We start from the raw sequence: 26,787 nt of genomic DNA on the forward strand, positions 1-26,787 counted from the left end.
GAATGGAGATAGTATGAAATCAATTCAAAGCAAATTTACAGTCCTGATGATATCGGGACTTCTGACGATGTCATTACTGTTAGGCGGCATCTGCCTCGTCTATGCAGTTTATGAGTCGACAGAAAATCTTAAGACGACACTGAATACAGTGTGCGAGGAGCAGACGATCCGCATGGATAATCAGCTCGATACCGTAAAGCAGGCGGCAACGATCATTTACAACTATGCCCGGAGCCGTCTGACCTCACTGAAGGATCTGCAGGATGAAGATTTTCGGAAGGAATATACCGACCGGGTGTGTTCATTGGCAGTCAACGTAACAGATCATACAGAGGGAACGCTCGGGGTGTATTTTCGTTATAATCCGGAGCTGACGGGACCGAAGGACGGATTCTTCTGGGCGAAGAACGATATCAAGAGTGGCCTTAAGAAATCAATGACGACAGATCTCACCGAGTATGGAGAAAAGGACGTGGAAAAGACCTGCTGGTATTATCAGCCTGTCAATGCCGGGAAACCGATATGGACAAGTTCCTATTATAATGAGACGATCGGGGTGGAGATGATCTCTTATGGAATTCCGTTCTACCTTGGCAAGACATTAGTAGGCGTGATGGGAATCGATATGGACTTTTCTTATCTTGTGGATCTGGCGCAGGAGGGTGCCATTTACGAAAATGGACGTGGTAATCTTGTGGATATGAACAAGCGGGTGGTTTATTATCGCAATGCCGGTGACAACGAATTTGAGATCCGCACACTGGATATTTCAGATCATTTCTATAATACCCTGAAAAAGGCAGACACCAATCAGGGAAAACTTCTGCCGTTTTCCTATAAAGGGAAGCATTCCCATATGTCATATCAGACGTTAAATAACGGAATGAAATATGTACTTCTTGCACCTGTCACAGAGACAAACCGGCCGAAAAATCATCTGCTGATGGTAATTCTGCTGGTGACCTGCAGTATTCTGATCGGTTATTTGTGTTTCACGATATATATGACGAAAAAGATCGTTCAGCCGTTAAAACAGCTTAATGCCGCGGCAAAAGAGATTGCGGACGGTAATATGGATGTGAGCATCGAGTGTAACACGAATGATGAAGTGAAGACGCTGACGGAGAGCATCCAGCAGATGGCGCAGAATCTCAAGGCTTATGTAAAGGAGATCAACGGACTTGTCTATCGTGACGGACTTACCGGAGTTAAGAATAAGACGTACTATTATGAATACATAAAATCCCTGTCCGAGGAGGCGCAGAAGCAGCCGTACACAATCGTAGTATTTAAGGTGACGGGACTGGCGGGAGTCAACAAGACAAGAGGCAGAAAATGTGGAGATGAACTGATCGTAACAGCGTGCGGCATTATCTGCAGGGTGTTCTCTCACAGCCCGATCTTCCGCATCGGTGGAGACGAGTTTGTCGCATTTCTGAAAGGGAACGATTACATGAAGTGCGGGGAGCTTTTGCGGGAGTTTGAGGATTTAAGCAGCGATGTGACGCTTGTGGGTGCGCCGGACATCGCAGTTCGGATCGTGTATGGCACGGCACAGTCGGCTGATGGAACAGAGCCGTACGAGGAGGTATTCTGTCGTGCTGACGAGGAGAAGGAACAGAAAAAGAAAGGAATGTAAAGGATGCAGAAACAGGACAAGATAGCTGTATTGATCGACGGAGAAAATATTTCCCGCAAATATATTAAACTGATCTTGGATGAAGTCATAGAATTTGGTACACCGACGTATAAAAGAGTGTATGCGGATTTTTCCGAAGGAAGTGCATCGGCATGGAAGGATGAGCTTCGTAAATATGCACTCACGCCGATTTTCCAGATCAATTACACAAAGAACAAGAACGCATCGGATTCGGCGATGATCATTGATGCGATGGATATTTTGTATACAGGCAACGTGACCGGTTTCTGTCTGGTCACTTCAGACAGTGATTTTACAAAGCTTGCGAACCGGCTGCGCGAGGCGGGCATGCTTGTCATCGGTATGGGAGAGAAGAAAACACCGATCTCTCTTGTGTCAGCCTGCGAGACCTTCAAATATCTCGACCTTCTGTATAAGGCGGAGGATGAGAATAAAAAGCAGCAGAAAAAGAAACCGGCAGGCGGCAGTCAGTCCGGCAAAAAACAGAAAAAAGAATCAAAAAAGGAGAATGTACCGGTATATTCTTCCTACGATGATGTTTTCTATGATTTTTACGATGACCATGCAGAGGAAAGCTTTTTGACCAAGGAGGAGCTCGGAGATGAGATCGCCAATATTATTGATCTGAAATCTGACGAGGATGGATGGATCAATCAGTCAGAGATCGGTATTCAGCTCTCCAAAAGAATCCCGGGCTTTGATCCGCGAAACTACGGCTATTCCAAGCTTGGCAAGCTGATCCGAAGCTTTGACTTTCTGGAGATAGATGCTGTGCCAAGCCCCAAAAATTCCAAGCTTAGCATAGTTTATGTCCGAATCAGATAAATGGAAATGTTATGCAAATAATTTAATCATAAAGGAAAACCGAAAGGAGGTATTGTATGTATGAATGTCCTAATTGCGGAGGGAATCTGCGATACGATATTCCATCAAAAATGATGGCATGCGCAAGCTGTGACTCCAAGTTCGATCCTTACGAAGTGTCCGAACGCAACGGAGCGCAGGAAACAGAGGATGAGTACGAGGTAACCGTATTCAAATGTCCGCAGTGCGGCGGCGAGATTTACAGCACCGACAACACGGCGGCAGGCTTTTGTACCTTCTGCGGATCGGCAGCGATACTGGAGAGCCGTCTTCGTAAGGAGCACCGGCCGAAGTATATCATACCGTTTCGTCAGACGAAGGAGCAGTGTAAGAAGTCTTACATGAAGCTGATGGGAAAGGCAGTCTTTGCCCCAAAGGAGCTTAAGAGTGAGAAGCATATCAATGAGTTTCGCGGAATTTACATGCCGTATTGGATCTACAACGTTCATGAGGGCGGCGGGGATATCCGTCTGACAGGAATCACGGAGAAGCGCAGAGGTGATATATCATTAAAAGTCACTATAATCTGCACCTTGATCTGGATGCTGATTATCAGGGAATTGCTTATGATGCATCCTCCTCGTTCTCGGATACGATCAGCGAGAATCTGGCACCGTTTGACACGAAGAATATGAAGGAATTTACACCGGCATTTTTAAGTGGCTTTTATGCGGACAGCGCAGATATAGATACCTCGTTATATGTGGATGACGCAGAGCAGTTTGCACTGGATAAGACGCAGGATTTTATCAGCTCTTACCCGAACCTGCGAAAATATGACATCGTAGAAACCGGCAAAACGTTGCAGTGGAAACTGAATTCTACGGTAGGAGATGCTGAGGGAGCAATGTTTCCGGTATGGTTTATGGCGTACAAGAATAAAGACCGTGTCGCCTACGCAACGGTGAACGGTCAGACCGGAAAGGTTGTTGCGGATCTTCCGGTGGATGTCCCGAAATATCTGGGGGCGTCGGTGGTATTGACAATTCCGCTGTTTTTCTTGTTAAACGCTTTTCTGACATTGATCCCGAGTATGCTGCTTGGCATAGTCTGTCTGGTAGCAGGAATCGTATCCTGTATGTATTTCAGACAGATTGATGATATTGCAGCGCAGGAGGGCAAGGAATATGACAAGGGTGCGATCGCGGCAAGGCTGCGTGAGCAGAGAGAGAATCACAAAAGAGCACCCGGAGGAGAGAAGCTTCCGCCAAAGTCGGATGCACAGCTTGCGGCATCCTTAGAGGAGAGGAAAAAAGAAGAGGCAGATGCGAAGCCGAAGCTTATCGTTAACGGAGAAACGGTATCGGCGGAGAGTGACAGTTTCCGTGCAGCAATGACGTTTTTTGATCCGATCCTTGTTCTTGCTGTGGTAGCAGCAGGGCTTCTTTTTGGATTTGTACTGGAAGAATATTTTACGCGGATCACAGTGGGAGCCGCAGCGGTTCTGGTCTTGATCTACTGGTTCCGTACATGGTTTAGGATGGATGATGTAAGCTCCAGAAAGGGACGCGGCAATGCGTTGACCTATCTGTTGATTCCGATGGTGGCTTCTGTGATCGTTGCATTGCTTCATCCGGTTTCAGATCTGTATTATTATGGATGCATTGCATTGATGCTTCTTGCGATGGTGGCTTCCCTGGTGGATCTGATCCGCTGCTACAATCTGTTTGCAACACGGCCATTGCCGCAGTTTCATTATAAGGGAGGTGATGACCGTGCATGATCGTAATTTTGGGAAATTGACCGGTATGAGATTTGTTGTGATCTGTTTACTGGCAGCGTTTTGTCTGCTGTTTGTGCCGGCATCCGTCCATGCGGAGGAGATCGGAGAGTTAAGCGGAACCTGGTATATCAATGATGAGACCGGATATAAGATTGAGCTTCACGATGATGCTTCTCTTCTGGAGGAGAGTGAGCTGCGCGCACTGGCGGAGAATATGAAGGGGCTGACAAAGTACGGTTCTGTGGGATTTTTCACTTCTGATACAGAAGGATTCAGAACCTCCGGGCTTGCACATTCTCTGTATGATGAGTATCTGTGGAAACAGAGCAGCGGCGCAGAGAGCGGAACGATGTTTCTGATCGATATGGCAAACCGCAAGATTTATATTTACAGCAACGGCGTGATCTACAAGACGATCACAAATGCATATGCCAACACAATCACCGATAACGTTTATAAGCATGCTACGAGGGGCGATTACTATAAATGTGCCAGAGAGGTGTTTCTCTCCGAGCAGACGCTTTTGGAAGGGCGAAAGATCGCACAGCCGATGAAATATGTCAGCAATTTATTTCTGGCACTGGCACTTGCGATCCTGATCAATTATATTCTTGTGAAGCTGTTTTCAAGGGCGAAGAGTCCGTCGGATCGGGAAATGCTGGCGGCAATCGCAGCGACACAGAGAATGAATCATGTTGATGTGCAGTTTGATCGGGAGACGAAGACATACAGTCCGCAAAGCTCCGGAGGCGGTGGCGGAGGAAGCAGCGGAGGCGGTGGCGGAGGCAGCAGCGGAGGCGGTGGAGGTCACAGCTTCTGATGCACCGATGTTATTATTTTGAATTTATCGTCCGGTAACGATATACATATCACAGGCAGTCCGTTTTGGCGGGCTGCTTTGTTGCGTTATGTGACGGAATGTGATACATTTTATAATGATTATGATTACGAGAGAAAGCAGAGGATTCAAAGATGTACAAAGGAATGGATTCTTACTGTGGCTTAAGCTGCGAGGAATGTGAATATAGAGAAGAGTTTCATTGTGGCGGCTGCATGGCAACCGGCGGCAATCCGTTTTATGGTCCCTGTGAGCTGGCAGCATGTGCCCGCCGCAAGAAGGTCAATTTCTGCGGAGAGTGTAAGGATTTCTGCTGTGAAATGCTTCACCGTTATTCTTATGATGACGAGGAGGGAGATGATCCGAAAGGGGCAAGGATCGAGCGCTGCCGTCAGATGAAGGATTATCTGGTACAGCGTGCCAAAGCGGGAACGGATCCGATCGCGCGCTGTGGACAGCATTGTACACATTGTCTGCAGAGTCAGTGGTGCGGAGGCTGCAGGAGTAATTACGCCTGCTGTTCGTTTGGCACACTTTTCCCGGACGGACAGTGTGAGAATGTCGTATGTTCGAAACAGCGCGGCTTGGACGGCTGCTATGAGTGCTTTGACCTGCCTGCCTGCAGCAAGGGCTATTACAATATACAGACCGAATATATCGCGAAGGTATCGGCGATATTTATACAGAGATACGGCAAGGCATGCTTTGAGGAGACGTTGAAGAAGGCGATGGACGACGGCGTTGCTTATCCAAAGGGCTTTAATCAGACCGGCAGTTTGAGAGCGGCGATGGAGCTGATGGAGCATTACCGGATGCAGGACGACCTGTTTTGATGCATGCGTCTGCAAACAAACGACAGATATAGCAGAAAGGCGTGGTGAATGGGATGAATGAGAAGATTTCCCGTGAGATGATGGAATTTATAAAGAGCCATCCGAGCAGCTTTCATGTGGCGGACGGACTGGCACAGATATTATCCGATAATGGCTTTGAGCGGTTATATGAAAATGAAAAATGGAAGCTGCAGAAGGGCAGAGACTATTATGTGATGCGAAATGGATCGTCTCTCATCGCCTTCCGGATCCCGGAGGGGGAAGTGCATAATTTCCAGATGGTAGCGTCCCACAGCGATTCGCCGAGCTTCAAGATCAAGGAGAATCCGGAGATGGTTTCGGCAGGTCATTATGTGGAGCTGAATGCAGAGAAGTACGGAGGTATGCTGTGCGCACCGTGGTTTGACAGACCCCTCTCGATTGCCGGAAGGGTTATGGTACGTGCTGACGGCGGCGTGAAGCAGCGTCTGATCAATTTTGACCGAGACCTTGTGATGATCCCGAATCTGGCGATCCATATGGATCGTAACCTGAATGATGGATATAAATATAACGCCCAGAAGGATATGATACCAATTTGGGGTGACGAAGCCTCCGAGGGCAGCTTTGATGAGATGGTCGCAGCAGAGTGCGGTGCTGCAAAGGAGGATGTGGTATCAACGGATCTGTTTTTGTACAACCGGATGCCGGGAACCGTGTGGGGAGCGCAAAACGAGTATATTTCAAGTCCGCATCTGGATGATGTGCAGTGCGCATATGCCTCTGTGAAGGCAATGCTCAAAGGACATCACCGTGAAAGCATCAGTGTGTGCTGCGTGTTTGATAATGAAGAAGTCGGAAGTGGCACGAAGCAGGGGGCGGCGTCTTCGTTCCTGAAGGATGTATTGGAACGGATCGCCTTTGGCCTTGGTATGAATGCAGAGGAGCTGAAAATGCTTCTGTCAGAAAGCTTTTTAATTTCTGCGGATAATGCGCATGCCGTTCATCCAAATCATATGGACAAGGCGGACCCGACGAATCGTCCGTATATGAATGGCGGTATCGTGATCAAATATAATGCCAATCAGCGATACACGACAGATGCGGTGTCTGCAGCTGTATTTCAGGAGATATGCCGGAAGGCTGAGGTACCGGTACAAAGCTATGTGAATCGTTCGGATGTGCCGGGAGGCTCTACGCTCGGCAATATTGCGAGCCATCAGGTATCTGTTAATATGGTCGATATCGGACTGGCACAGCTTGCTATGCATTCGCCGTATGAGACAGCGGGCGTGCGTGATACCGCGTATCTGATCCGGGCACTTGAGACATTTTACAACACCGGGATCCGGCGTGAGAAGGACGGAACATATCGGTTTTCCTGAAACCAACGAATATCAGAGATTTGAAATATTACGGATTTGAGAGGAGTGTTGGCTTTGAGCCGCGAGAGGAATTATAATATCGAATTATTGCGGGTCATTTCCTGTTTATTGGTTGTCTGTATTCATGTATCAAATGTATATAGCAGAGGGTACGGAGAGGTTTCCGGCGGAACTTATCTGTTTTCTCTTATGACGAACTGCTTCAGCCGTGTGGCAGTTCCCATCTTTTTTATGATCAGTGGCTACCTTCTGCTGGACGAAAATGTCAGTCTGCGTAAGAGCGTACACAGGGTAGTTCATACGATCGTTGTACTTGTTTTCTGGAGTGTTCTGTACTATTTTTGGAACATTGTATATTGGGGTGACCGGTATGACTTTAAAACTCTGTTTGAGGATCCGGTCAAGAAACATCTGTGGTTTTTATATGCGATTCTGGGGATGTATATTGCACTGCCGTTTTTCCAGCTTCTGTTTAAAAAGATGTCCAGGCGCCTGATGGAGTACTTCTTCCTTTTGTGGGTGTTTTTTCTGACACTTTATTATGTTCTGGCAATGGCAGACATGGAATTTACATATATGGTACCAATGGTAGGTAATTCCAGCTATCTCGGTTATTTTGTTCTGGGATATATTATGCGGAAGTTCAGTAAATACTATAAGTTGGGGACGAAAACCTGCTTCGGAATTGTTCTGATCGTGGGACTGATCAATATCGGGCTGACCTGTTACGGAACCTTTACGACAGGGGATCATGAAGAAATATATTTTCAGTACCGTAATCCTCTGATCGCGATCTGTTCTCTGGGAGTATTTATAGGGATCATAGAGCATGGGAAGATCGCATTTACCGAGGCGCAGAAATCTATCATGCAGATGATCTCACGTCATTCCTTTACGATATATCTGTCACATATTATTTTTCTGGATATTGTAAAGGAAGAATTAGAACCGCTCGATGTACCGGGATGGATCGGGATACCGCTGTATACGGTTGGAATTTTTCTTGTGACCTTTGCGTTTGCCGTGGCAGCAGATAATGCATGGAAGCATTTGCGGACATATCTGCCGGCATGGATGTAGATTGGGATTCCGGTGTGTTTTGTGCGGCTATGAGATCGCCCCGGTTTCCGGTATATTTTCATGATTATGATATCGTTCAATTCTCCGGTGTGCTGCGAACAACGATGATATCGTTGAGTTTAAGAACGGTATCCCTCTGCGGAAGGATCGAAAGATCATCACGAAGTTCTACTGTTATCTATAACAAACGCACTTCACCGGATTCGATATCGTAAATGGCTCCTATGACACGAAGACCGGAATCCTCCTCTATGTGGTGGATCTCCAGGCTGTCCTCGATGATGTGAATGCTGTGTGCCACATTGAGTTCGCATGCCTTTGTAGCATCGGTCTCATCGCCGATGGCAAGACGAATCTCGTCTGTAATAAATTTGATGTAATTTTTCGGATTGCCATTCATCGCGGCCTCCACAGCACCGCAGTGTGTATGCCCCATGACAAGGATCAGTCGGCAGCCGAGATGTCCGGCGGCGTATTCAATGCTTCCAAGCTGGTGATCATCGATGACATTGCCGGCAAGACGGATCACGAAAAGCTCACCGATACCCGCAGAAAAGATATTCTCCGGAATGACACGTGAATCAGAACAGGTGACAATGATCGCATAAGGAGCCTGTCCATGCTGAGATGTCCGCTGTCTTATCTCTTTTGAAATGTCACCGATGCCACACTTGGCGTCTATGTATTTCTGGTTGCCCGCAAGAAGTCTTTCGACTGCTTCCCGGGCAGTTATCTGTAATGTTTCCTGCATTTTATCACCTCGTAAAAAGATAAAACAATAGTATATTTATCATAGTGCTTTGCCATAGTTTAAATAGAGATCCATCCGAGCGCATTGGCAACGGAGCTGATCAGAATGATCACTGCGAAGATCGGACAGAGATATTTGATCATAAAGTAGAAAACCCTCTTGCGTCGGAAAGGCATTCCCTCCTGTGTAACCTCCTCCTCAATACGTTTTACACCGATCACTCTGGAGACAAGCAGACATGTTGCAAATGCGGCGATCGGCATCATTACAGAGTTTGTCAGGAAATCAAAGAAATCCAGGAACTGCATGCCGATCAGCTTGATGCCGGCGAGCGGACCATAGCCGAGAGAGGAAAGGCTTCCGAGGATCAGAATGATCACACCGGCAAGAATCGTCGACTTCCGGCGGTTCCATCCAAGCTCATCCTCAAAGGTAGAAACAGCACTTTCCGTCAATGCGATGGAGCTTGTCAGTGCGGCAAACAAAACGAGTGTGAAGAAAAGAATACCGACTGCTGTACCAAAGCCCATGCTGTCAAACATTTTCGGAATCGTGATAAACATCAAAGACGGACCGGACTGCAGTGTGCAGAGTCACCACCGGAAAATGCGAACACTGCAGGAATGATCATCAGACCGGCCATGATCGCGATCGCGGTATCAAATACCTCCACATTCTGTGTGGAATCTTCAATCGATACGTCCCTCTTCATATAGGATCCGAAGGTGACGAGGATACCCATCGCAATGGAGAGGGAATAAAACATCTGTCCCATCGCGGCGACAACGGTCATCCAGGAGAAATCCTTCAGATTCGGAACGATAAAAAACTTAACACCCTTTAATGCACCCGGTCTGGTCACGGAATAAACCGTGATGATCAACGACAGAACAACGAGGATCGGCATCATGAATTTGGAAACGCGCTCAATACCGTTACGCACACCCGCATAGATGATCGCAATTGTGATCAGGGCAAATATAGCAAAGCAAAGCTCTGTAGACACGCCATCGGAAATAAATCCGGAGAAATAATTATCCGATGCGAGTTTACTGCCGTTTCCACGGATATATTCTATGAGATACTTGATGACCCATCCGCCGATCACGGAATAATAAGGGACGATCAGAAGCGGAATGATCGCATTGATCCAGCCGCCCAATGAAAACCAGCCGGATTTACCGAAGCTGTGGAATGCGCCGACCGGACTTTTCTGCGTCATTCGTCCCAGAGAGGTCTCCGCCATGATCATCGTGTAACCGAAGGTCAGTGCCAGCAAAATATAAATTAACAGGAAAATACCGCCGCCGTATTTGGCTGCCAGATATGGGAAACGCCAGATATTACCCAGTCCGACGGATGCACCGGCTGCGGATAGAACAAATCCGATCTTGCCGGAAAAGGAACTTCTTTTCTTCTTGTGTGATTTCATACAATCCTCCTTATTTGAGAGAAACAAAAATATATTTCTGTTTGCAAAAACTGCTGCACAGCAGAAAAATCTGTCTCATTATAACTATGTAATTGTTGAATTACCCGTGAGATATCAGTATAGCATGAGGACGGCAAAAGAGCAATGACCGGTGCCAAAGATGCGTCATTTATCATGCGAAAAAAATGAAACTGTATGACTTAATTTTATAAATTCCAGAGAATAAACTTGACATTTTCTGCAAAATAGAGTACCCTATGCATAATTTAATAAATGTTTCATATGATTTAAGAGCGATGTTGTTCAAACGTCGCTCTTTTTGTATTTTGTAGGTACTACATATTTAAGAAAAGTGAGGAATAACGTATGGAGAGATTTGCAGAAATTGTTTCAAAGGTGGATGACTTTGTCTGGGGACCGGTGATGCTGGTTCTTCTTGTGGGAACAGGAATTTTCCTAACCTTCCGGACGCGATTTTTAACATGGAGAAATTTAGGGTATGCATTGAAGAGCACCCTGAGTAAGGAGGCACGCACGAAGAGCCGCGGCGAGGGCGATGTTTCTCCGTTTTCGGCGCTGACAACGGCACTTGCGGCAACGATCGGAACCGGAAATATTGTCGGAGTTGCAACGGCAATGGTTTCCGGTGGACCGGGAGCACTTGTGTGGATGTGGATTTCGGCTGCATTCGGACTGACCTCCAAGTTTAGTGAATGTATGCTTGCAATCAAATACCGCGAGGTGAATGAGAAGGGGGAGATGAGCGGCGGTCCTATGTACACGATGAAAAAAGGACTGAAGAATAAGAAGCTTGGTGCCGTTCTTGCATGGTTCTTTGCATTATTTGCCGTAATCGCATCGTTTGGTATCGGAAATATGACACAGGGAAATTCCATTTCGGGAGCGATCAAAGCAACGTTTCATGTGCCGACCGGAGTTACCGGAATTGTGATCACCGTGCTTTCTCTTCTGATCATTGTCGGTGGAATCAAGTCGATCTCAAAGGTATCGTCTGTAGTTGTTCCGGTTATGGCAATTTTCTATGTGATCTGTGGTGTTATTGTTATTATAGGAAATATTGCAAATTTGCCGGCAGGCGTTGCCATGATCTTTAAGATGGCATTTTCGGTGAAGGCAGTGGGCGGCGGACTTTGCGGAACGATCGTTGCTTCCATGATGAATGCGATGCGATACGGCGTTGCGCGTGGTGTATTTTCCAACGAAGCCGGCATGGGTTCGGCAGCAATTACCGCAGCTGCGGCTACAACCGACAATCCGGTGCGTCAGGGTTATATCAATATGACGGGAACATTCTGGGATACCATTGTTGTCTGCACGATCACAGGACTGGCAATTGCCTCCTCCGGTGTGCTTGGTATGACGGATGCAGACGGCGCGCTTCTGACCGGCTCCGACATAACGATTGCCGCATTTCAGACGGTGCTTGGCTCCGGCGGTGGCTGGCTCGTCACGATCGGTATTACATTGTTTGCATTTTCCACGATCCTCGGCTGGGAATATCATGGTGAGAAAGCATTCGAGTATCTTCTCGGAACACATAAATACAATATGGTATATAGAGTGGTGTTTTCGTTGATCGCCTATTTTGGCTGTACGCAGACGCTCAGTCTTGTGTGGAACTTTTCGGATATTGCCAATGCGCTGATGGCGATTCCAAACTTAATCTGCATGCTCCTGTTAAGTGGCGAGATTGCAAAGGATATCCGCGATTTCCAGCCTGAAATTGAAAAGACGCGGGAATAGAATATTTGCTCGCTTTCAAAAAATGGAAAAAATACCGATTTTGAAACCGGAAGGTTGCATCTGAAGTTCAATGCATAATTCTCCTTGATTTCCACATACTACCCATACAGCATAATTATGGAAAATATGATGGAAACAAGGAGGATTTTTTTGATATGAAAGCTACAGGAATTGTGCGGAGAATTGACGATCTTGGACGCGTCGTCATTCCCAAGGAGATCCGCCGGACATTGCGGATTCGCGTGGGAGATCCGTTGGAGATATATACGGACCGAGAGGGTGAGGTCATTTTAAAGAAATATTCCCTGATGGGAGATATGGGAATATTTGCACAGCAGTATGCAGATTCGCTGGCGCAGACCACAGGCTATCAGGTGGTTGTGACAGACAGGGAGCAGGTGATCGCCGCGTCGGCAGCCGCCCGCAAGGAGATGATGGATAAAGCGGTCAGCAAAGACATGGAGCAGATGATCGATCGGAGAGAGATCACTGTGGCGTCCGGGGAAAGCAGGGAATACCGCAAGATCTGTGATGAGGAGGAACCATTTGCGTGGGAGGTGATCTGTCCGATCATTTCCGAAGGAGACGCGGTGGGGGCGGTGGTGATCTTTACCCGGAGCCGGAAGGAAACGCTCGGCGAGGCGGAGAGAAAGCTGGCGCATGTGGCAGCAGGATTTCTGGGAAGACAACTGGAGCAGTAGAGATAAGCTCATTGCCGGAAGGTGATGGGCTTGTATTTCGATATACGGTAAAAAGATATCTGAAAGCAAAGATGTATAAACGGAATTTTTAATCTGTTTTTGAACCCTGGGTCATGTTATAATAATGAATGAAAAGGAAGTTAAAAGGTACGATGGGAGGAGGGATTACTATGGGAACATGGTCGACGGGATTATATCAAAATGATATGAGTTCGGATGTGAAAGATGATTATATCGGCAAACTGAAAGCCGGCAAAGATGATGAAACGGCACTGCGGGAAATCTTGTCAGAGTATCAGTATGAGCTGGAAGATATTGACTGCAAATATGACATTTATCTGGCACTGGCGGACACCCTGTGGAAAAAGGGACGGCTGACGGAGTCCTTTAAGGTTAAGGCATTAGAGATGCTGGAAGAAGACCGGATTTCAGAACGATGGGAGTCGGAAAAGATCCGCAAAGAAAGAAGCAGGGTGCTCGATAAACTGAAGGCAGAGCTGGAAAGCCCCATGCCGGAGAGAAAGAAGGTTCCGGTGCATAAACCATATGTGACAGGCTGGAAACAGGGAGAGGTATATTATTTTGAGGTGAAGCAGGAGGTTGAAGGATACGAAAAGTATCTCGGATGGTATGCCATGTTTTATGTTGACCGCCTGTTTCAACAGGACTGGAATGTAAGAGGAGTGGACGATGAAGTTGCGGAGGCGTACTTTTTCATGGCAAAGGACAAGCCGCAGAGCATCGAAGATTTTAAGAAAGCAAGACCGGTCTGCTTCTCTAAGGGGAAGGATTCCCGGAGATATAAGGCGAAGATCGTGGAGAGATCCAAAAGAAAACGCCCGAAGGATCTGACGCTGTTAGGAAGCTGTGAGTCGTTTCAGCCACCGAAACATAATGACAAGATCACGGAGCTCTTCTTCTGGATGGAGCCGGATTTCAGAAGCATGTTAAGAGGATATGAGTATTAACGAAGAGGATAGTTTCTACATGTAAAGCGAATCGTGCAGGGAAGGCAGTGAAAGCCGGAAAAACGGTTGAATTTCGTCGTTGCTTCAGAAAAAATAGACACTACAATCGTAGAATGTCTAAAAGTGCGGACAAAATGGAAAGAATTCGTGAAAAACCTTGACAAACAGGGGGAATAAGGGTATAAATAGACTTGTAAGTTTTTACGGAAATTTTTATTGAGGAGGAGTTTATCCATGAACAAGACAGAATTGGTTGCAGCTATCGCAGAGAAGGCTGAGCTTTCTAAGAAGGATTCAGAGAAGGCTTTAAAGGCATTCATCGACACTGTTACAGATGAGTTAAAGAAGGGCGAGAAGATTCAGTTAGTAGGCTTTGGTACATTCGAGGTACAGCACAGAGCAGCTAGAGAGGGTAGAAACCCACTTACAAAAGAGACAATCAAGATCGCAGCTTCAAACGCTCCTAAGTTTAAGGCTGGTAAGGCTTTAAAGGATGCTGTGAACGAGTAATTTTTTGTGAAACAGGATATTCTTTGGGCTGCCATTTATGGCAGCCTTTTTTCAATTTATGGCAAAATGCTTATTTTGTCATTTAGATCATAGAAATGAGGAGTATTATGAGGTTAGATAAGTATTTAAAGGTTTCCCGTCTGATCAAAAGACGACCGGTTGCCAATGAAGCATGTGATGCCGGACGAATCCGGGTCAACGGAAAGACAGCAAAGGCATCCCTTAACGTAAAGGTGGGCGATATCATTGAGATCACCTTTGGCGATAAGGTGGTGAAGGTGGAGGTTCTCAGTATTGAGGAGACCTACAAGAAGGACGAAGCGAAAGAGCTTTATCGTGTCCTGTAATAGAATAAAGTAAAAGACGCCTGCATATATATTTGGTATGCAGGCGTTATTTATTACCTAGAAGAAATGGGGAGTAGTCATGGAAGAAAGAGAAAACAGAGGTGTACATAAGGTTTATCTGAACGGCAGGAAAACAGCAGTGATGTCGGGGGTGCGCGATGTCCTGTCCTTTGATGCCAGAGAGGTGTATCTGGAGACCGAACAGGGGATTCTTCTTATTAAGGGGGACGAACTTCATGTAAACAGGCTGTCGCTGGAAAAAGGCGAGGTTGATGTGGATGGACGTATCGACAGCTTTGCATATTCGGATAAGAATGATCCGGAGAAAAAATCATCATCATTTTTCGGGAGAATGTTTCAGTGAGTCAGATAATTCGGGAACAGATTTATTTTCAGATCACGACGATCTGTGCAGGAATGTTTATGATGTTTGGGTATGACATTCTGCGGCTGTGGCGGTGGATGATCCCTCACGGCAGGCTGTGGGTCTGGATCGAAGACCTGTTATATTGGAGTCTGCTTGGCATACCGGTCTTTGTGCTTTTTTTTCAGATGATCGACGGCGTGCCGCGCTGGTACGGGATTCTAGGGATGCTTGCCGGAGGTATTTTGTATGAGAGCGGGATCAGCATTCCGCTGCGCGCCGGGATGCATCGATTATTGGTGAAATATAATAAAAAAATAGGATTCAGGGTTGCGAAATTAGGAAAAATGTTGTATAGTAAAATAACCAGCCCGTATAGCAGAGGCTAGAAAATCGGGCATTCGGAGCAAGTTTCACTGACATTTTATTTGAACACTATATCTGGTGTTTGTCGTTGATCGGATGTACCAGATATTGGATGTTTAAGAGGAGCTGATCAATGTGTTTCGTTGGGGGACGGGATGCAGGCGATCGTATGGGGAGTTGATAATTATATGGCACGATCAAAACGTAGAAAAAAGCTCAGTCCGTTTACCGTTGCCGGAGTGATGGTTTTATGCTGTGTCCTTTGTGGATCCTTCACGTATAAGACGGTTTCTCTGAAGGCAGAGTCCGCAAAGTATTCGGCACAGATTTCCGAACTGAAAAAGGAAAAGAAGAAGCTGAAGGAAGAGAAAGCGGAGATTAAGGATTATGAGTCTTATGTTAAGACGAAGGAGTATACCGAGGAGGTTGCCCGCGACAAGCTGGGTCTCGTATATCCGAATGAGATCATATTTGAACCAAACGATAAGTAAGACGAAGAGTTTCGCAAATAATTGCGAAGCTCTTTTTTTCGGTCACAGCCTTACGGATAATTTGTCGAAAAAATTTTTTGCCGGCGTGTCCTGATTTTGACAAAAATTTCAAAAATTCTTTTCTATACTTTGTGGCACTGACGAACAAAGAGGGGGTTGTGTCATGAAAAAGTTGCAAAAAAGAATGTTGGTACAATTGTTGTTTGGCTTTCTGATCGGTAGGGTTGTCCTGTTAGAAAGAAATCCTGCGGGAGCGGCGTTTTTTGCTGCGGGGCTTGTTCAGGGCGGAGGTGTCCTGCCACTGCTTGCTTCAGTGGGGCTCGGTATGTTGTCGGCGCTGTCTCTTGAGGCGGTGCTTCGCTACAGTGTGGCGATGGTGGGCGTTATATTTGCACAGAGGCTGATGAGAAAACAGAAGATCAAAATGAATATCTGGCAGTCATCCGGTCTGATGGCGGCAACACTGGCGATCTTGTCGGTGACGCAGTATACGATCCTGCCCTGGCAGTGGAAAGATATTTTATTTACTGTGCTGGAGCCGGTGCTTGTCGTTGCGCTGGCGAGAGTGTTTGCGGAGGGACAGAGGTATCTGCTTCATTATCGCCGCGGCAGGCAGGCGTGTCAGGAGGAGGTCCTTAGCCTGATTCTGATCGGCATGCTTGCCATGTATGGAATCCCGGAGATGATGATCTCGGATATTTCATTGACGGAGCTGGCGGTATTTCTGATAATTCCGTTTGCGGGCTATCAATATGGGATCGGTATCGGAGCCGTGGCGGGAGCAGCAGGCGGGATCCTGCTGACAATGACAGGGACGGATGTGGGGATCATAGGAAGCCTGTGTCTGCTTGGTATGGCGGCAGCAGTTTTCCGTGACAAGGGGAAGATGTGGAGTCTGTCGGCATACCTTTGCTGCGCCTTTGGAATCGGGATCACACTGAACAGTGAAATGCTTGGGCTTGGCGTTGTCAAGGCAATGGTCATTGACAGTGTGCTTCTGGCATTGCTGCCGGACAAGCTGCTGCGTCGTCTGCGTCTTCCGCTGCACCTGTACAGCACGGAGGAAGAGCGGTATGCGGATCATCCGATGAAACACAAGCTGGAGGATTTTGCCGATTCCTTCCGGGAGCTGTCCCATGTGCTGCAGAAGCAGAGTGTGGAGAAAAAGAGCGTAAACCGCCGGGATGTGCGTTTGCTGATGAAGGAAATGGCAGAGCAGGTGTGCGATAAATGCAGCCACAGAGAGTGTTGTATGGGACAGGTTGCGGTCAACCGTCCGGAGGTCGTGTCGCATTTGATGGAGATGCAGGAGCAGGGGATGCTTAGGATCGACCAGATGCCGGCGGAGTTTGTGGAGGAATGTATTCATCCGGACTGGTTTCTGATGGAAGCCAATCAGGGGCTTCGGATGGCACGGACGGTGATGAGTTTTCAAAACCAGCTTGCGCAGAACCGGCGTGTGCTGGCAGGGCAGATGGAACAGGTGGGAGAGCTTTTTGCGGGACTGGCGGGGGATATGTGCCATGCCGGTGAAGTCCCGGCGGAGATGGAAAATGTCATCAAAAGAGAACTGGGAAATCTTCGGGTCAGAGTAAATGATATGATGATTTGCCGCGATAAAAGAGATCACATCGAAATACGGATGCAGGCAAAGACGACAAAGGGGCGGCTGGTGACCGCAAGGGAGACCGCACAGGTATTGTCTGAGCTTTTCGGTAAGTCATTTATGCCGTCCAGGGAGAGTCATAATGTGATTCCGAAGGAAGAGACGGAAATGATATTTGTGGAGGATACGCCGCTTCTGGCTGTGACCGGCGTGGGGCGGCGCAGAAAGGAAGGAGAGGAGGTGTCCGGGGACAGCTTTTCGTGTCTGTCTCTGCCAAACGGAGAACTTCTGCTGGCACTTTCGGACGGCATGGGAAGCGGAGAGGGCGCGCTAGGGGAAAGTCAGGTCGTAATCGAGCTGCTTGAGCAGATGACAGAGGCGGGCTTTTCCAAGATTTCCGCACTCAAGCTCATCAATTCGCTGTATATGCCGGAGGCGGTTCAGACACGCTTTGCCACGGCGGATGTGGTCGTTTTAGATCTGTATCAGGGTAGCTGCCAGTTTATGAAAAACGGTGCGGCGGCAACCTGGTTGCGGCGGGGAGATCATGTGGAGAGGATTGAGGGACAGGCTCTGCCGGTGGGAGTATATCAAGATGCAGAGCCCTATTTCCAAAAGACGGAGATATATTCCGGAGATTATGTTATAATGATGACGGATGGTATCGTGGATGCTTTTGAGGGGAGAGAGGTGCAGTTAGAGAAGCTTTTGCAGCAGACACGGATCGTGAACCCTCAGGAGCTTGCAGAATATATTGTAGAGGAGGCGGTTCGTCAGGATGACGGACGCGTGCGTGACGATATGAGCGTTGTGGTTGCAGCAATCTGGGAGAGAACGCGCGAGAATGCCTGTGTACCATCCTACAAAAACAGACAGATCCGACTGTCATAAAGGAGATAAAGCAAAGCATGAAACTGGAATCGTACCATGAGATGAAAGCGTTTTGTGACAAAAATAAATTACTCCAATCAGGGCAACGTGTTCTTGTGGCATTTTCGGGTGGGGCAGATTCGGTGTATCTGACACTTGCCCTGCAGGAACTGTCCAAAGAATGGGACTTTGCTCTGGAACTTCTTCATGTAAATCACCAGATCCGCGGAGAGGAGGCTGGGCGTGATGAGGCATTCTGTCGTAGCTTTGCTGCACAGCAGGGGCTTAAGCTTCATGTATGCAGTGGAGATGTCCCTAAAATGGGACAGGAGCAGAAATGTTCTCTGGAGGAGGCAGCCAGAAAGTACCGTTATCAGTGCATCGAAGAATTGGTGGAAAGAGAAGACTTTGACCGCGTGGCAGTGGCGCATCATCAGGATGACCAGGCGGAGACGGTTCTTTTTCAGATGCTGCGTGGAAGCGGCGTGCGCGGTATGGGAGGCATGCGGTCTCGTCATGGAATCTACATTCGTCCGCTGCTTTTCCTGCGGCACAGAGACATTGTCCGTGAATTGGGACAGTGCGGACAGTCCTGGTGTGAGGACAGTACCAATCAGGAGGAGGACTGCAGTCGCAATAAGATACGACTGACTATTCTGCCGATGCTCGAGAAGAGCATCAACAGCGGTGCGTCGGCGCATCTGGCGAGAACGGCACAGCAGATGCAGGAGGTACAGTCATTTCTGGAGGAGGAATTAACAAAGCGTCTTCCGGAGCTTATGATGGAGACAACAGGACAGGATGTCACGGAGGATGGACAACTCACTGCCCGTGTCGAAGAAGTGCAAAAGCTTCCGGCGGCACTGCAGAGGGAATGGGCGCATTGGATGATCACCGAAGCGGCAGGAAGAAGCCGGGATATTTCAAACCGCCATATGGAGGCACTGCTTGAGCTGGTGCAGGGAGAAACCGGAAAGCGTCTGGATCTTCCGTACGGACTTGTGGCAGGGAGAGACTATGACCGTCTGTGGATCCGATCAAAGGATCGGAACGTAGACGCTATGGTGGAATCCGGAGGGCAATCTGCTGACACGCAGAAGTTGTGCTGGCAGAAGGAACAGAAAAAGCCGGTGAGTGTTGTTCTTACCGGGATGGATGGCGCTTCGAGAACATTTCTTTTACGGCGGGAGAATTTTTTTACGGCATTTGAACATAACGAAAGAAAAATACCGAAAAATAACTGTACGAAATGGTTTGATTATGCTAAAATATGTGGTATGCTTGAATTTCGTCATCCTGCAGAAGGTGATTTTTTGTGGCTGGATGAGCAGGGAACTTTAAGAAAGCCGTTGAACCGGCTTCTGATCGACCGGCATATTCCCAGAGACAAAAGAAAACAGATATGGATCCTGGCGGAGGGAAGCCATGTTTTATGGGTTCCCGCACTTGATCGTGTCAGTGCCGGGTATTATATTTCGGACAGGACAGAAGAGATACTGTGCATTAATATGATTACTGAGAGTGAGAAAAAAGATGAAAGAAATAGTACATGTAATGTTCTCCCGGGAGCAGGTAGAGAACAGGATTAAAGAGTTAGCAGACCAGATCAATGAGGAGTATGGAATGACACCGCTCCGTCTGATCTGTATTTTGAAGGGAAGCGTATTTTTTTCCTGTGAACTGGCAAAGCATCTGAAGATGCCGGTGACACTGGATTTCATGTCTGTGTCCAGCTACGGCAACAGCACATCAAGCTCCGGCAAGCTGACGATCAAGAAGGATCTTGAGCAGTCTATCCAGGGCGTCGACTGTCTGTTGATCGAGGACATCATTGATACCGGTTACACACTTTCCATGCTTAAGCCGATGCTGTTAGAACGTAAGCCAAAGAGCTTTAAGATCTGTACACTTTTAAATAAGCCGGATCGCAGGGAGGTTGAGATGGAGGCAGATTATACCGGATTTGCCATCCCGGATGAGTTTGTAGTCGGATATGGACTGGATTATGCACAGAAGTACAGAAATCTTCCGTATGTCGGCACACTGGAGTTTGTTGAGGAATAACAGCCCATCGCAGGAATTGCCCGTCAGGGCATTTCTTATGAAATAAATATCAGGTAAGGAGACATTCATGAGGCAACAGATGAGAACAGGAATCGGCTTTTATCTGCTGATTCTGGTGATTATTGCAGCGGCCGTCTATGTTTCGGGAACTTTGGATTCGGGTGGACAAAAGTCCTACAATATTGTGAACTTCACTCAGGATCTGGAGGATGGAAATGTCACCTCCGTGGCAATCCTTCCGAATGAGGAGGTGCCGACCGGCGAGGTCGACGTCCGCAAGAAGGACGGTTCTACACAGAATTTTTATGTATCCGATGTAACAGAGGTTGAGAAGCTGATCCGGAGCAAGGACAGTAAGCTGGCAGATAAGTATGTGATGAAGGATGTGCAGAAACCATCCTGGATCATCACGACACTGCTTCCGTATCTTTTAGGCATCATTGCTATTTTCTTCTTGTTTTCATTCCTGTCTGCGCAGACAGCAGGTCAGGGAGGCAGCAATGCCAAGATGATGAACTTTGGCAAGAGCCGTGCACAGAGGATCGATCCGGATGATCCAAATGCAAAGCATTTTAAGGATGTAGCAGGACTCAAGGAAGAGAAGGAGGAGCTGGAGGAGATCGTCGATTTCCTGGCAGATCCATCCAAGTATACACAGCTTGGAGCCCGCATTCCAAAGGGAATTATCCTTGTGGGACCTCCGGGAACCGGTAAGACGCTGCTTGCAAAGGCAGTGGCCGGAGAGGCCGGAGTACCATTCTTCAGCCTGTCCGGTTCTGATTTCGTCGAGATGTTTGTCGGAGTCGGAGCATCCCGTGTGAGGGATATGTTTGCGGAAGCTAAGAAGAACGCACCCTGTATCGTATTTATCGATGAGATAGATGCAGTGGCAAGAAAGCGAGGAACCGGTCTTGGCGGCGGTCACGACGAGAGAGAGCAGACATTGAACCAGATGTTGGTTGAGATGGATGGTTTCGGTATCAATGAAGGAATCATTGTAATGGCAGCCACGAACCGTGTGGATATTCTGGATCCTGCGATCCTGCGTCCGGGTCGTTTCGACCGCCGTGTGGCGGTTGGCAGACCGGATGTCAGAGGACGTGAGGAGATTCTTGAGGTTCATGCAAAGGGCAAGCCGCTCAGCGACGATGTGGATCTTGAGAAGGTGGCACGCACTACGGTTGGATTTACCGGAGCAGATCTGGAGAATCTGATGAACGAGTCCGCAATCGCCTGTGCAAGAGAGGGACGTCCTTGCATTACACAGGCAGATATCGACCGCTCCTTCATTAAGGTTGGGATCGGCACCGAGAAGAAGAGTAAGATTATTTCCGAGAAGGATAAGCGGATCACCGCATATCACGAGTCCGGGCATGCGATCCTGTTCCATGTGCTTCCGGATGTCGGTCCGGTGCATATGGTGTCTGTGATCCCAACCGGACAGGGCGCAGCAGGTTATACGATGCCACTGCCCGATAAGGATGAGATGTTTAATACCCGAGGCAAGATGCTGCAGGATATTATGGTAAGTCTTGGCGGTCGTATCGCAGAGTCATTGATCTTTGACGATATCACCACAGGTGCTTCGCAGGATATCAAGACAGCGACAGCAACGGCGAGAGACATGGTGACAAAGTATGGTTTCTCCGAGGCGATCGGTATGATCAACTATGCCGACAGCGACGAGGTGTTCATCGGAAACGACTTTGGACATACGAGCCGTACCTACAGCGAGGAGACGGCACGGGATATTGACAAGGAAGTGCGTAAGATCATTCAGGACTGCTATGACAAGGCACGCGCGATCATTGAGGAGCATATGGATGTGCTTCATGCATCTGCCGAGATCCTGATGGACAAAGAGCGTATCACCCGTGAGGAGTTCGAAGCACTGTTTGATACAAAATAACAAAAAACAGCTATCATATCCGTATTTTTTATGGAAAATGATAGCTGTTTTCTTATGCCAAGCAAAAATGCACAAAAACTTTTTGGAAAAGATAGTAAGTTTATGCACACTTTAGTAGACCCCGCTGTTATACTAACACTCGTAAACCCCAATACATTATATAGTTTTTGCTACACCCCATAAGTAACAAAAATACCTTCTCCAAAAGGGACAGTCGTTCGGTGACTGTCCCTTTTATTGTGGGCGGAAAAATCGGACGAGGCTCTGATCATGAACAAGCGAAAATAAGCTTGTGCTGTGGTTTATAGATAAGATCGAGCTGCCGCTTGCCAATCTGTGTGGTCACGGAGACGTCACGCTTCCAACAAAGGAATTGATTGCAGAATGCTGTAAGAACGCAGGTTTGACCGTAGAGAAGCTAGAGTTTCGCACGGGGATGAGAATGCACTGCGTTGTAAGAAAATAAAAATGAGATGAATGACCTCGATTGGAAATGGATCAAGCTTCGCACACCAATTATCAGATTGCATTCATCCTATTTCTTATGACTGGAGTGTAGATGTGATTTTTGCCATATAGATTTTTGAAATCTCTGGGAGAGTGCTCCTGAAAATTGACGCAGATCGTTAGGTTTTCTGAAAAATCTTTGCTTTGCAATGTTTCGATGAAATACGTGTCTGGACGACTGAGCCTCTCGGGTGGGCTCAGTTATTTCAGCGGGCACGCTCCCGCTACATTGCGCTACGCAGCACTACATAGCATCCTATAAAGCAGGATGCAAGTAGTGGCGAGCGCAAGTGCCCTTTGAAACATCTGAATCCCACCCGGAGGCGAGTACGGGAAGAACCGTTCATCAAACATCGAAACAGCAAAGTATTTAGATTTTTCGAAAACCGTAGAACGACAAGACAATTTTCAGGAGCACTCTCCCAGAGTTATTTAAATTCAGAGGCAAAAATCAATTAATAACATTTACGAGACATAAGAAATAGGATAGGTGCCGCCACATACCGAATGTGCGAAGCTTGTCTCAATAGAATGATTGTACATAATATACAAAAATCACGGTGAAATTAACGAGCTCATCGTGATTTTTTGTGCTTTTTGCCAGAAATACATGAAGCGATGGGATTCATATTGACTTTAAATGACAAAATGATATAATGAAACCATCATGAAACGGGTTTCAAAAGTAAAAAAGCACAAAACGGAGGGATGATATGGCAAGTATTCGAGAAGTGGCAAAGCTGGCAGGGGTTTCCCCCTCCACGGTATCCAGAGTGATCAACGGAACAGCGAATGTAGATGCAGAGAAAAAGGATCGTGTTTTAAAAGCCATCGAAGAAAGCGGTTTCACACCGAATGAGGTGGCAAGATCTCTTTTTAAGAAATCTTCCAAAACGATCGGTGTGATCGTTCCAAGTATCACGAATCCGTTTTTCGCGGAGATGTCCAGTGCAATCGAGCATACGGCTAACCAGCACGGCTACCGTATGACGATCTGCAACACCGGCGGAGATGTCGAAAAGGAGAAGACAGCGATCTCCATGCTCACCTCCATGAATGTGGACGGCATCGTATTGACAACCAGCAACAAAGGACTGAAGAAGATCATAGAAAACTGTGAAACGCCGATCGTTGCAATTGACCGGGCTGTTTCCAGGAACACGGCAGGCGGCTATATCCACTGCGACAATTATGAGGGTGGCAGAATGGCAGCACAGCATCTGATCGACTGCGGATGCAAGAGTATTGTATGCGTCAGAGGTCTTGACCGGATTTCCAGTGCCAGCGAGCGTTACAAAGGATATCAGGATGTATGTATGGAACAGGGCATTAAAGAGCATAGTATACAGTGTGACTATTCATTTCATGAAGGTCTTGAAATGACACAGAAGCTGTTAGAACAGTTTCCGGATGTGGATGGCATTATTGCCTGCAATGATATGGTTGCAATCTCTATTTATAAGGTGCTTTGCCGCAGGAACATTCGCGTTCCGGAGGACATCCAGCTCATCGGCTATGACAATATCGCCCTGGCGCATCTGATGACGCCGGAGCTTACCACAGTGGGACAGCCGATCAAAAAAATGGGCATCAAGGCGGTCAATATGCTGCTGCAAAAAGAAACCAAAAGCTATAAAGAATATATATTTTCACCGGAGCTGATCGTCCGGGAGACAACAAAAGAAATGAAAGGAGCTGATCATCAATGAAGAAACAGGGCATCTTAAACAGTGATATTTCCAGAGTTCTTTCTTACATGGGACACACAGACTGCATTGCCGTCGGAGACTGCGGGCTTCCGATCCCGGAAGAGGTGGAACGGATTGATCTTGCACTCGAGTTTGGCGTTCCGTCATTTATGGATGTGCTTCGTGTCATCACAAAGGACATGAAGGTTGAGAAGATCGTTCTGGCAGAAGAAATCAGGGAGCAAAACCCGAAGGTACTCGGAGAGATCAAGGAGCTGTTTGCAGGACAGGAGCTTGAGACCGTATTTGTATCTCATACAGAGCTTAAGAAACAGACAAGGGAATGCAAGGCAGTGATACGCACCGGAGAGACAACACCATATGCCAATATCATTCTGCAGTCGGGTTGTATTTTTGGGTAGAAAAGGGGGTGAGCATTCATGAAAATCGAGATGAAAGGGATTAATAAATCGTTCGGTCCCAATCAGGTGCTTAAGGACGCCGGTTTTGTTCTGGAGGATGGTGAAGTACATGCACTGATGGGCGAAAATGGTGCCGGAAAATCGACCCTGATGAAGATTTTGACCGGAGTATACAAAAAGGATTCCGGAACCATAACGATCGATGGCAGGGAGGTTCATTTCAAATCACCGCAGGAGGCAGAGAAAGCCGGTATCGTATTTATTTATCAGGAGTTAAATGTGCTGTTCGACCTGACCGTGGAGGAGAATCTCTTTATGGGAAAGGAGATCACAAAACATTTTGGAATTTGTGATAAAAAGGCAATGCGTCGCAAGGCTCAGGAGGTCATGGAACGGATGGGGGTGCAGATCCCGGTCGATGCTGTGATGTCCGATCTGTCCGTAGGACAGCAGCAGATGGTTGAAATCTGCAAGGCACTGATGGTAGACGCAAAGGTTCTGATCATGGATGAGCCGACAGCAGCACTGACAGAGCGTGAGACAGAAACCTTATTTAAGGTCATGAAATCGCTGCGGGAAAAGGGTGTTTCCATTGTTTATATTTCTCATCGAATGGAAGAAATCTTTGAACTGTGTGACCGGATCACGATTCTTCGCGATGGTACCTATATTGGCACCGAAGAAATCAGCAAGATCGACATGGATGGCGTTGTCCGCATGATGATCGGAAGAGAGATCGGCGAGCGTTTTCCGAAAAGAGATGCAAAGATCGGTGATGTTGTCTTAAAGGTGGAGGGACTGACAAAGGAAAAACTGTTCCACGACGTATCCTTTGAGGTCAGAGCCGGTGAAGTTCTCGGTGTTGCCGGACTGATGGGGGCCGGACGGACAGAGATCATGAGAGCGTTGTTTGGCTGTATCGCCAGGGATCGCGGCAGTATTTACATTGATGGTGAAAAGGTTAAGATCAAAAATCCGGAGCAGGCGATCAAGGCAGGCATCGGATTTATCACAGAGGACCGTAAAACAGAGGGACTTCTGTTAGAGAAAAGCATTGCGGATAATATTGAGATCGTGAATTTGAAAGCGGTTTCACGAAAAGGCGTTTTATCCAAACGCAAAGAAAAGGATCTGGTTCATAAGGAGATTGAAGAGTTTCGGATCAAATGCTTTGGACCATGGCATGAATGTGATAACTTAAGCGGCGGTAATCAGCAGAAGGTTGTTCTTGCAAAATGGATCGCAACCAATCCGAAGATACTGATCCTGGATGAACCGACAAGAGGAGTCGATATCGGTGCCAAGAAAGAAATCTATCATGTGATCAATCAGATGGCGTCCCTCGGGGTGGCAGTGATCATGGTATCCTCAGAGCTTCCGGAGGTACTTGGCATGAGTGACCGCATTATGGTGGTACGCGAGGGTGAGGTACGAGGCATTCTGGATGGAAAGGAAGCTGACCAGGAGAAAATAATGACTTTAGCGACGGGAGGTACATTATAATGGGAAAAAATAATGAGAAAAATAAATTAAATATCGGCACACTGATCGGAGAATATGGAGCTTATATTGCACTGGTACTGCTCGTCATTGTGATCAGCTGTGTCAGTCCGGAATTTCGGACAGGCAGCAACTTCTTGAATCTGCTCAGACAGGCATCCTTCA

25 protein-coding genes and 1 pseudogene are annotated in these 26,787 nt (G+C 47.3%); 24 read left to right on the forward strand and 2 right to left on the reverse strand.

Annotated elements, in window-relative coordinates; genetic code table 11:
- Positions 1 to 13 precede the first annotated feature (13 nt).
- The 8 genes from DXA20_RS06410 (at position 14) to DXA20_RS06445 (ending at position 8,362) form a co-directional block, all read left to right on the forward strand.
- Positions 14 to 1,639, forward strand: coding sequence for a diguanylate cyclase domain-containing protein (locus DXA20_RS06410; protein WP_118559702.1), 1,626 nt, complete (start codon positions 14 to 16; stop codon positions 1,637 to 1,639).
- Positions 1,640 to 1,642: 3 nt separating this feature from the next.
- The gene (locus DXA20_RS06415) at positions 1,643 to 2,485 is read left to right on the forward strand and encodes an NYN domain-containing protein (RefSeq protein ID WP_022306553.1); all 843 of its coding nucleotides are present in this window, start codon (positions 1,643 to 1,645) and stop codon (positions 2,483 to 2,485) included.
- Between the two features lie 56 nt (positions 2,486 to 2,541).
- Positions 2,542 to 3,159 (forward strand): hypothetical protein, encoded by a 618-nt coding sequence (locus tag DXA20_RS06420; protein WP_118559703.1) that lies wholly within the window; start codon positions 2,542 to 2,544, stop codon positions 3,157 to 3,159.
- Positions 3,156 to 4,247: a hypothetical protein gene (locus tag DXA20_RS06425; protein WP_118559704.1), complete on the forward strand. Its 1,092-nt coding sequence runs from the start codon at positions 3,156 to 3,158 to the stop codon at positions 4,245 to 4,247. The genes DXA20_RS06420 and DXA20_RS06425 overlap by 4 nt, the downstream gene beginning before the upstream one ends.
- Entirely contained in the window at positions 4,240 to 5,067 is an 828-nt protein-coding gene (locus tag DXA20_RS06430; RefSeq protein ID WP_158577150.1) for a TPM domain-containing protein, read from the forward strand. The genes DXA20_RS06425 and DXA20_RS06430 overlap by 8 nt, the downstream gene beginning before the upstream one ends.
- 152 nt (positions 5,068 to 5,219) lie before the next feature.
- Entirely contained in the window at positions 5,220 to 5,918 is a 699-nt protein-coding gene (locus tag DXA20_RS06435; RefSeq protein WP_022306550.1) for a DUF3795 domain-containing protein, read from the forward strand.
- Positions 5,919 to 5,971: 53 nt separating this feature from the next.
- Positions 5,972 to 7,282, forward strand: coding sequence for a M18 family aminopeptidase (locus DXA20_RS06440; RefSeq protein WP_118559706.1), 1,311 nt, complete (start codon positions 5,972 to 5,974; stop codon positions 7,280 to 7,282).
- 54 nt (positions 7,283 to 7,336) lie between these two features.
- The gene (locus DXA20_RS06445) at positions 7,337 to 8,362 is read left to right on the forward strand and encodes an acyltransferase (protein ID WP_158577151.1); all 1,026 of its coding nucleotides are present in this window, start codon (positions 7,337 to 7,339) and stop codon (positions 8,360 to 8,362) included.
- Between the two features lie 178 nt (positions 8,363 to 8,540).
- Here the strand turns inward: DXA20_RS06445 and DXA20_RS06450 are convergent, their stop codons facing one another.
- Positions 8,541 to 9,113 carry a carbonic anhydrase gene (locus DXA20_RS06450; protein WP_118559708.1) on the reverse strand — a complete coding sequence of 191 codons (573 nt, stop codon included), beginning with the start codon at positions 9,111 to 9,113 and terminating at the stop codon, positions 8,541 to 8,543.
- A 59-nt stretch (positions 9,114 to 9,172) separates the two neighbouring features.
- Positions 9,173 to 10,545: pseudogene (locus DXA20_RS18360) on the reverse strand (sodium-dependent transporter).
- A 366-nt stretch (positions 10,546 to 10,911) separates the two neighbouring features.
- Between DXA20_RS18360 and DXA20_RS06460 the strand changes: the two are divergent.
- From DXA20_RS06460 to DXA20_RS06530, 16 genes are all read left to right on the forward strand, one after another.
- On the forward strand, positions 10,912 to 12,309 hold the full coding sequence (locus tag DXA20_RS06460) for an alanine/glycine:cation symporter family protein (protein ID WP_118559709.1): 1,398 nt from the start codon (positions 10,912 to 10,914) through the stop codon (positions 12,307 to 12,309).
- A gap of 155 nt (positions 12,310 to 12,464) precedes the next feature.
- Positions 12,465 to 13,010 carry a stage V sporulation protein T gene (gene spoVT / locus DXA20_RS06465; protein WP_022306543.1) on the forward strand — a complete coding sequence of 182 codons (546 nt, stop codon included), beginning with the start codon at positions 12,465 to 12,467 and terminating at the stop codon, positions 13,008 to 13,010.
- A 170-nt stretch (positions 13,011 to 13,180) separates the two neighbouring features.
- Positions 13,181 to 13,978, forward strand: coding sequence for a hypothetical protein (locus DXA20_RS06470; protein ID WP_118559710.1), 798 nt, complete (start codon positions 13,181 to 13,183; stop codon positions 13,976 to 13,978).
- A gap of 234 nt (positions 13,979 to 14,212) precedes the next feature.
- Positions 14,213 to 14,488 (forward strand): HU family DNA-binding protein, encoded by a 276-nt coding sequence (locus DXA20_RS06475; protein ID WP_022306541.1) that lies wholly within the window; start codon positions 14,213 to 14,215, stop codon positions 14,486 to 14,488.
- 107 nt (positions 14,489 to 14,595) lie between these two features.
- A complete protein-coding gene (locus tag DXA20_RS06480) occupies positions 14,596 to 14,835 on the forward strand; it encodes an RNA-binding S4 domain-containing protein (RefSeq protein WP_022306540.1) in 240 nt (79 codons plus the stop codon).
- 79 nt (positions 14,836 to 14,914) lie between these two features.
- Positions 14,915 to 15,199 carry a sporulation protein YabP gene (gene yabP / locus DXA20_RS06485; protein WP_022306539.1) on the forward strand — a complete coding sequence of 95 codons (285 nt, stop codon included), beginning with the start codon at positions 14,915 to 14,917 and terminating at the stop codon, positions 15,197 to 15,199.
- Positions 15,196 to 15,588 (forward strand): spore cortex biosynthesis protein YabQ, encoded by a 393-nt coding sequence (gene yabQ / locus DXA20_RS06490; RefSeq protein WP_022306538.1) that lies wholly within the window; start codon positions 15,196 to 15,198, stop codon positions 15,586 to 15,588. Before yabP ends, yabQ begins: the two co-directional genes overlap by 4 nt.
- Before the next feature lie 165 nt (positions 15,589 to 15,753).
- Positions 15,754 to 16,056 (forward strand): septum formation initiator family protein, encoded by a 303-nt coding sequence (locus DXA20_RS06495; RefSeq protein WP_158577152.1) that lies wholly within the window; start codon positions 15,754 to 15,756, stop codon positions 16,054 to 16,056.
- A 163-nt stretch (positions 16,057 to 16,219) separates the two neighbouring features.
- Positions 16,220 to 18,553, forward strand: coding sequence for a SpoIIE family protein phosphatase (locus tag DXA20_RS06500; protein WP_118559711.1), 2,334 nt, complete (start codon positions 16,220 to 16,222; stop codon positions 18,551 to 18,553).
- A gap of 17 nt (positions 18,554 to 18,570) precedes the next feature.
- On the forward strand, positions 18,571 to 20,121 hold the full coding sequence (gene tilS, locus DXA20_RS06505) for a tRNA lysidine(34) synthetase TilS (RefSeq protein WP_118559712.1): 1,551 nt from the start codon (positions 18,571 to 18,573) through the stop codon (positions 20,119 to 20,121).
- Positions 20,066 to 20,596, forward strand: a complete 531-nt coding sequence (hpt, locus tag DXA20_RS06510; protein ID WP_022306533.1) for a hypoxanthine phosphoribosyltransferase — start codon at positions 20,066 to 20,068, stop codon at positions 20,594 to 20,596. Before tilS ends, hpt begins: the two co-directional genes overlap by 56 nt.
- Positions 20,597 to 20,675: 79 nt before the next feature.
- Positions 20,676 to 22,505, forward strand: coding sequence for an ATP-dependent zinc metalloprotease FtsH (gene ftsH, locus DXA20_RS06515; RefSeq protein ID WP_243100561.1), 1,830 nt, complete (start codon positions 20,676 to 20,678; stop codon positions 22,503 to 22,505).
- 292 nt (positions 22,506 to 22,797) lie between these two features.
- The gene (locus DXA20_RS16135; protein ID WP_158577153.1) at positions 22,798 to 22,971 is read left to right on the forward strand and encodes a hypothetical protein; all 174 of its coding nucleotides are present in this window, start codon (positions 22,798 to 22,800) and stop codon (positions 22,969 to 22,971) included.
- A gap of 754 nt (positions 22,972 to 23,725) precedes the next feature.
- A complete protein-coding gene (locus tag DXA20_RS06520; protein WP_022305345.1) occupies positions 23,726 to 24,721 on the forward strand; it encodes a LacI family DNA-binding transcriptional regulator in 996 nt (331 codons plus the stop codon).
- The gene (rbsD, locus tag DXA20_RS06525) at positions 24,718 to 25,122 is read left to right on the forward strand and encodes a D-ribose pyranase (RefSeq protein WP_118559713.1); all 405 of its coding nucleotides are present in this window, start codon (positions 24,718 to 24,720) and stop codon (positions 25,120 to 25,122) included. Before DXA20_RS06520 ends, rbsD begins: the two co-directional genes overlap by 4 nt.
- An 18-nt stretch (positions 25,123 to 25,140) precedes the next feature.
- A complete protein-coding gene (locus tag DXA20_RS06530; protein ID WP_118559714.1) occupies positions 25,141 to 26,625 on the forward strand; it encodes a sugar ABC transporter ATP-binding protein in 1,485 nt (494 codons plus the stop codon).
- The last annotated feature ends 162 nt before the right edge of the window (positions 26,626 to 26,787 follow it).

It is taken from the genome of Roseburia sp. AM59-24XD (assembly GCF_003478445.1).
Lineage (GTDB): Bacteria > Bacillota > Clostridia > Lachnospirales > Lachnospiraceae > Jutongia.

Bases quoted from the DNA above. Each gene is read 5' to 3' on its own strand.
- DXA20_RS06415 (WP_022306553.1), top strand. From the start codon at position 1,643: ATGCAGAAACAGGACAAGATAGCTGTATTGATCGACGGAGAAAATATT.
- DXA20_RS06500 (WP_118559711.1), top strand. From the start codon at position 16,220: ATGAAAAAGTTGCAAAAAAGAATGTTGGTACAATTGTTGTTTGGCTTT.
- DXA20_RS06475 (WP_022306541.1), top strand. From the start codon at position 14,213: ATGAACAAGACAGAATTGGTTGCAGCTATCGCAGAGAAGGCTGAGCTT.
- yabP (WP_022306539.1), top strand. From the start codon at position 14,915: ATGGAAGAAAGAGAAAACAGAGGTGTACATAAGGTTTATCTGAACGGC.
- spoVT (WP_022306543.1), top strand. From the start codon at position 12,465: ATGAAAGCTACAGGAATTGTGCGGAGAATTGACGATCTTGGACGCGTC.
- DXA20_RS06520 (WP_022305345.1), top strand. From the start codon at position 23,726: ATGGCAAGTATTCGAGAAGTGGCAAAGCTGGCAGGGGTTTCCCCCTCC.
- DXA20_RS06410 (WP_118559702.1), top strand. From the start codon at position 14: ATGAAATCAATTCAAAGCAAATTTACAGTCCTGATGATATCGGGACTT.
- DXA20_RS06420 (WP_118559703.1), top strand. From the start codon at position 2,542: ATGTATGAATGTCCTAATTGCGGAGGGAATCTGCGATACGATATTCCA.
- rbsD (WP_118559713.1), top strand. From the start codon at position 24,718: ATGAAGAAACAGGGCATCTTAAACAGTGATATTTCCAGAGTTCTTTCT.
- DXA20_RS06480 (WP_022306540.1), top strand. From the start codon at position 14,596: ATGAGGTTAGATAAGTATTTAAAGGTTTCCCGTCTGATCAAAAGACGA.
- DXA20_RS06425 (WP_118559704.1), top strand. From the start codon at position 3,156: ATGAAGGAATTTACACCGGCATTTTTAAGTGGCTTTTATGCGGACAGC.
- DXA20_RS06495 (WP_158577152.1), top strand. From the start codon at position 15,754: ATGGCACGATCAAAACGTAGAAAAAAGCTCAGTCCGTTTACCGTTGCC.
- DXA20_RS06530 (WP_118559714.1), top strand. From the start codon at position 25,141: ATGAAAATCGAGATGAAAGGGATTAATAAATCGTTCGGTCCCAATCAG.
- hpt (WP_022306533.1), top strand. From the start codon at position 20,066: ATGAAAGAAATAGTACATGTAATGTTCTCCCGGGAGCAGGTAGAGAAC.
- DXA20_RS06450 (WP_118559708.1), bottom strand. From the start codon at position 9,113: ATGCAGGAAACATTACAGATAACTGCCCGGGAAGCAGTCGAAAGACTT.
- DXA20_RS06435 (WP_022306550.1), top strand. From the start codon at position 5,220: ATGTACAAAGGAATGGATTCTTACTGTGGCTTAAGCTGCGAGGAATGT.
- DXA20_RS06470 (WP_118559710.1), top strand. From the start codon at position 13,181: ATGGGAACATGGTCGACGGGATTATATCAAAATGATATGAGTTCGGAT.
- tilS (WP_118559712.1), top strand. From the start codon at position 18,571: ATGAAACTGGAATCGTACCATGAGATGAAAGCGTTTTGTGACAAAAAT.
- DXA20_RS06440 (WP_118559706.1), top strand. From the start codon at position 5,972: ATGAATGAGAAGATTTCCCGTGAGATGATGGAATTTATAAAGAGCCAT.
- ftsH (WP_243100561.1), top strand. From the start codon at position 20,676: ATGAGAACAGGAATCGGCTTTTATCTGCTGATTCTGGTGATTATTGCA.
- DXA20_RS06460 (WP_118559709.1), top strand. From the start codon at position 10,912: ATGGAGAGATTTGCAGAAATTGTTTCAAAGGTGGATGACTTTGTCTGG.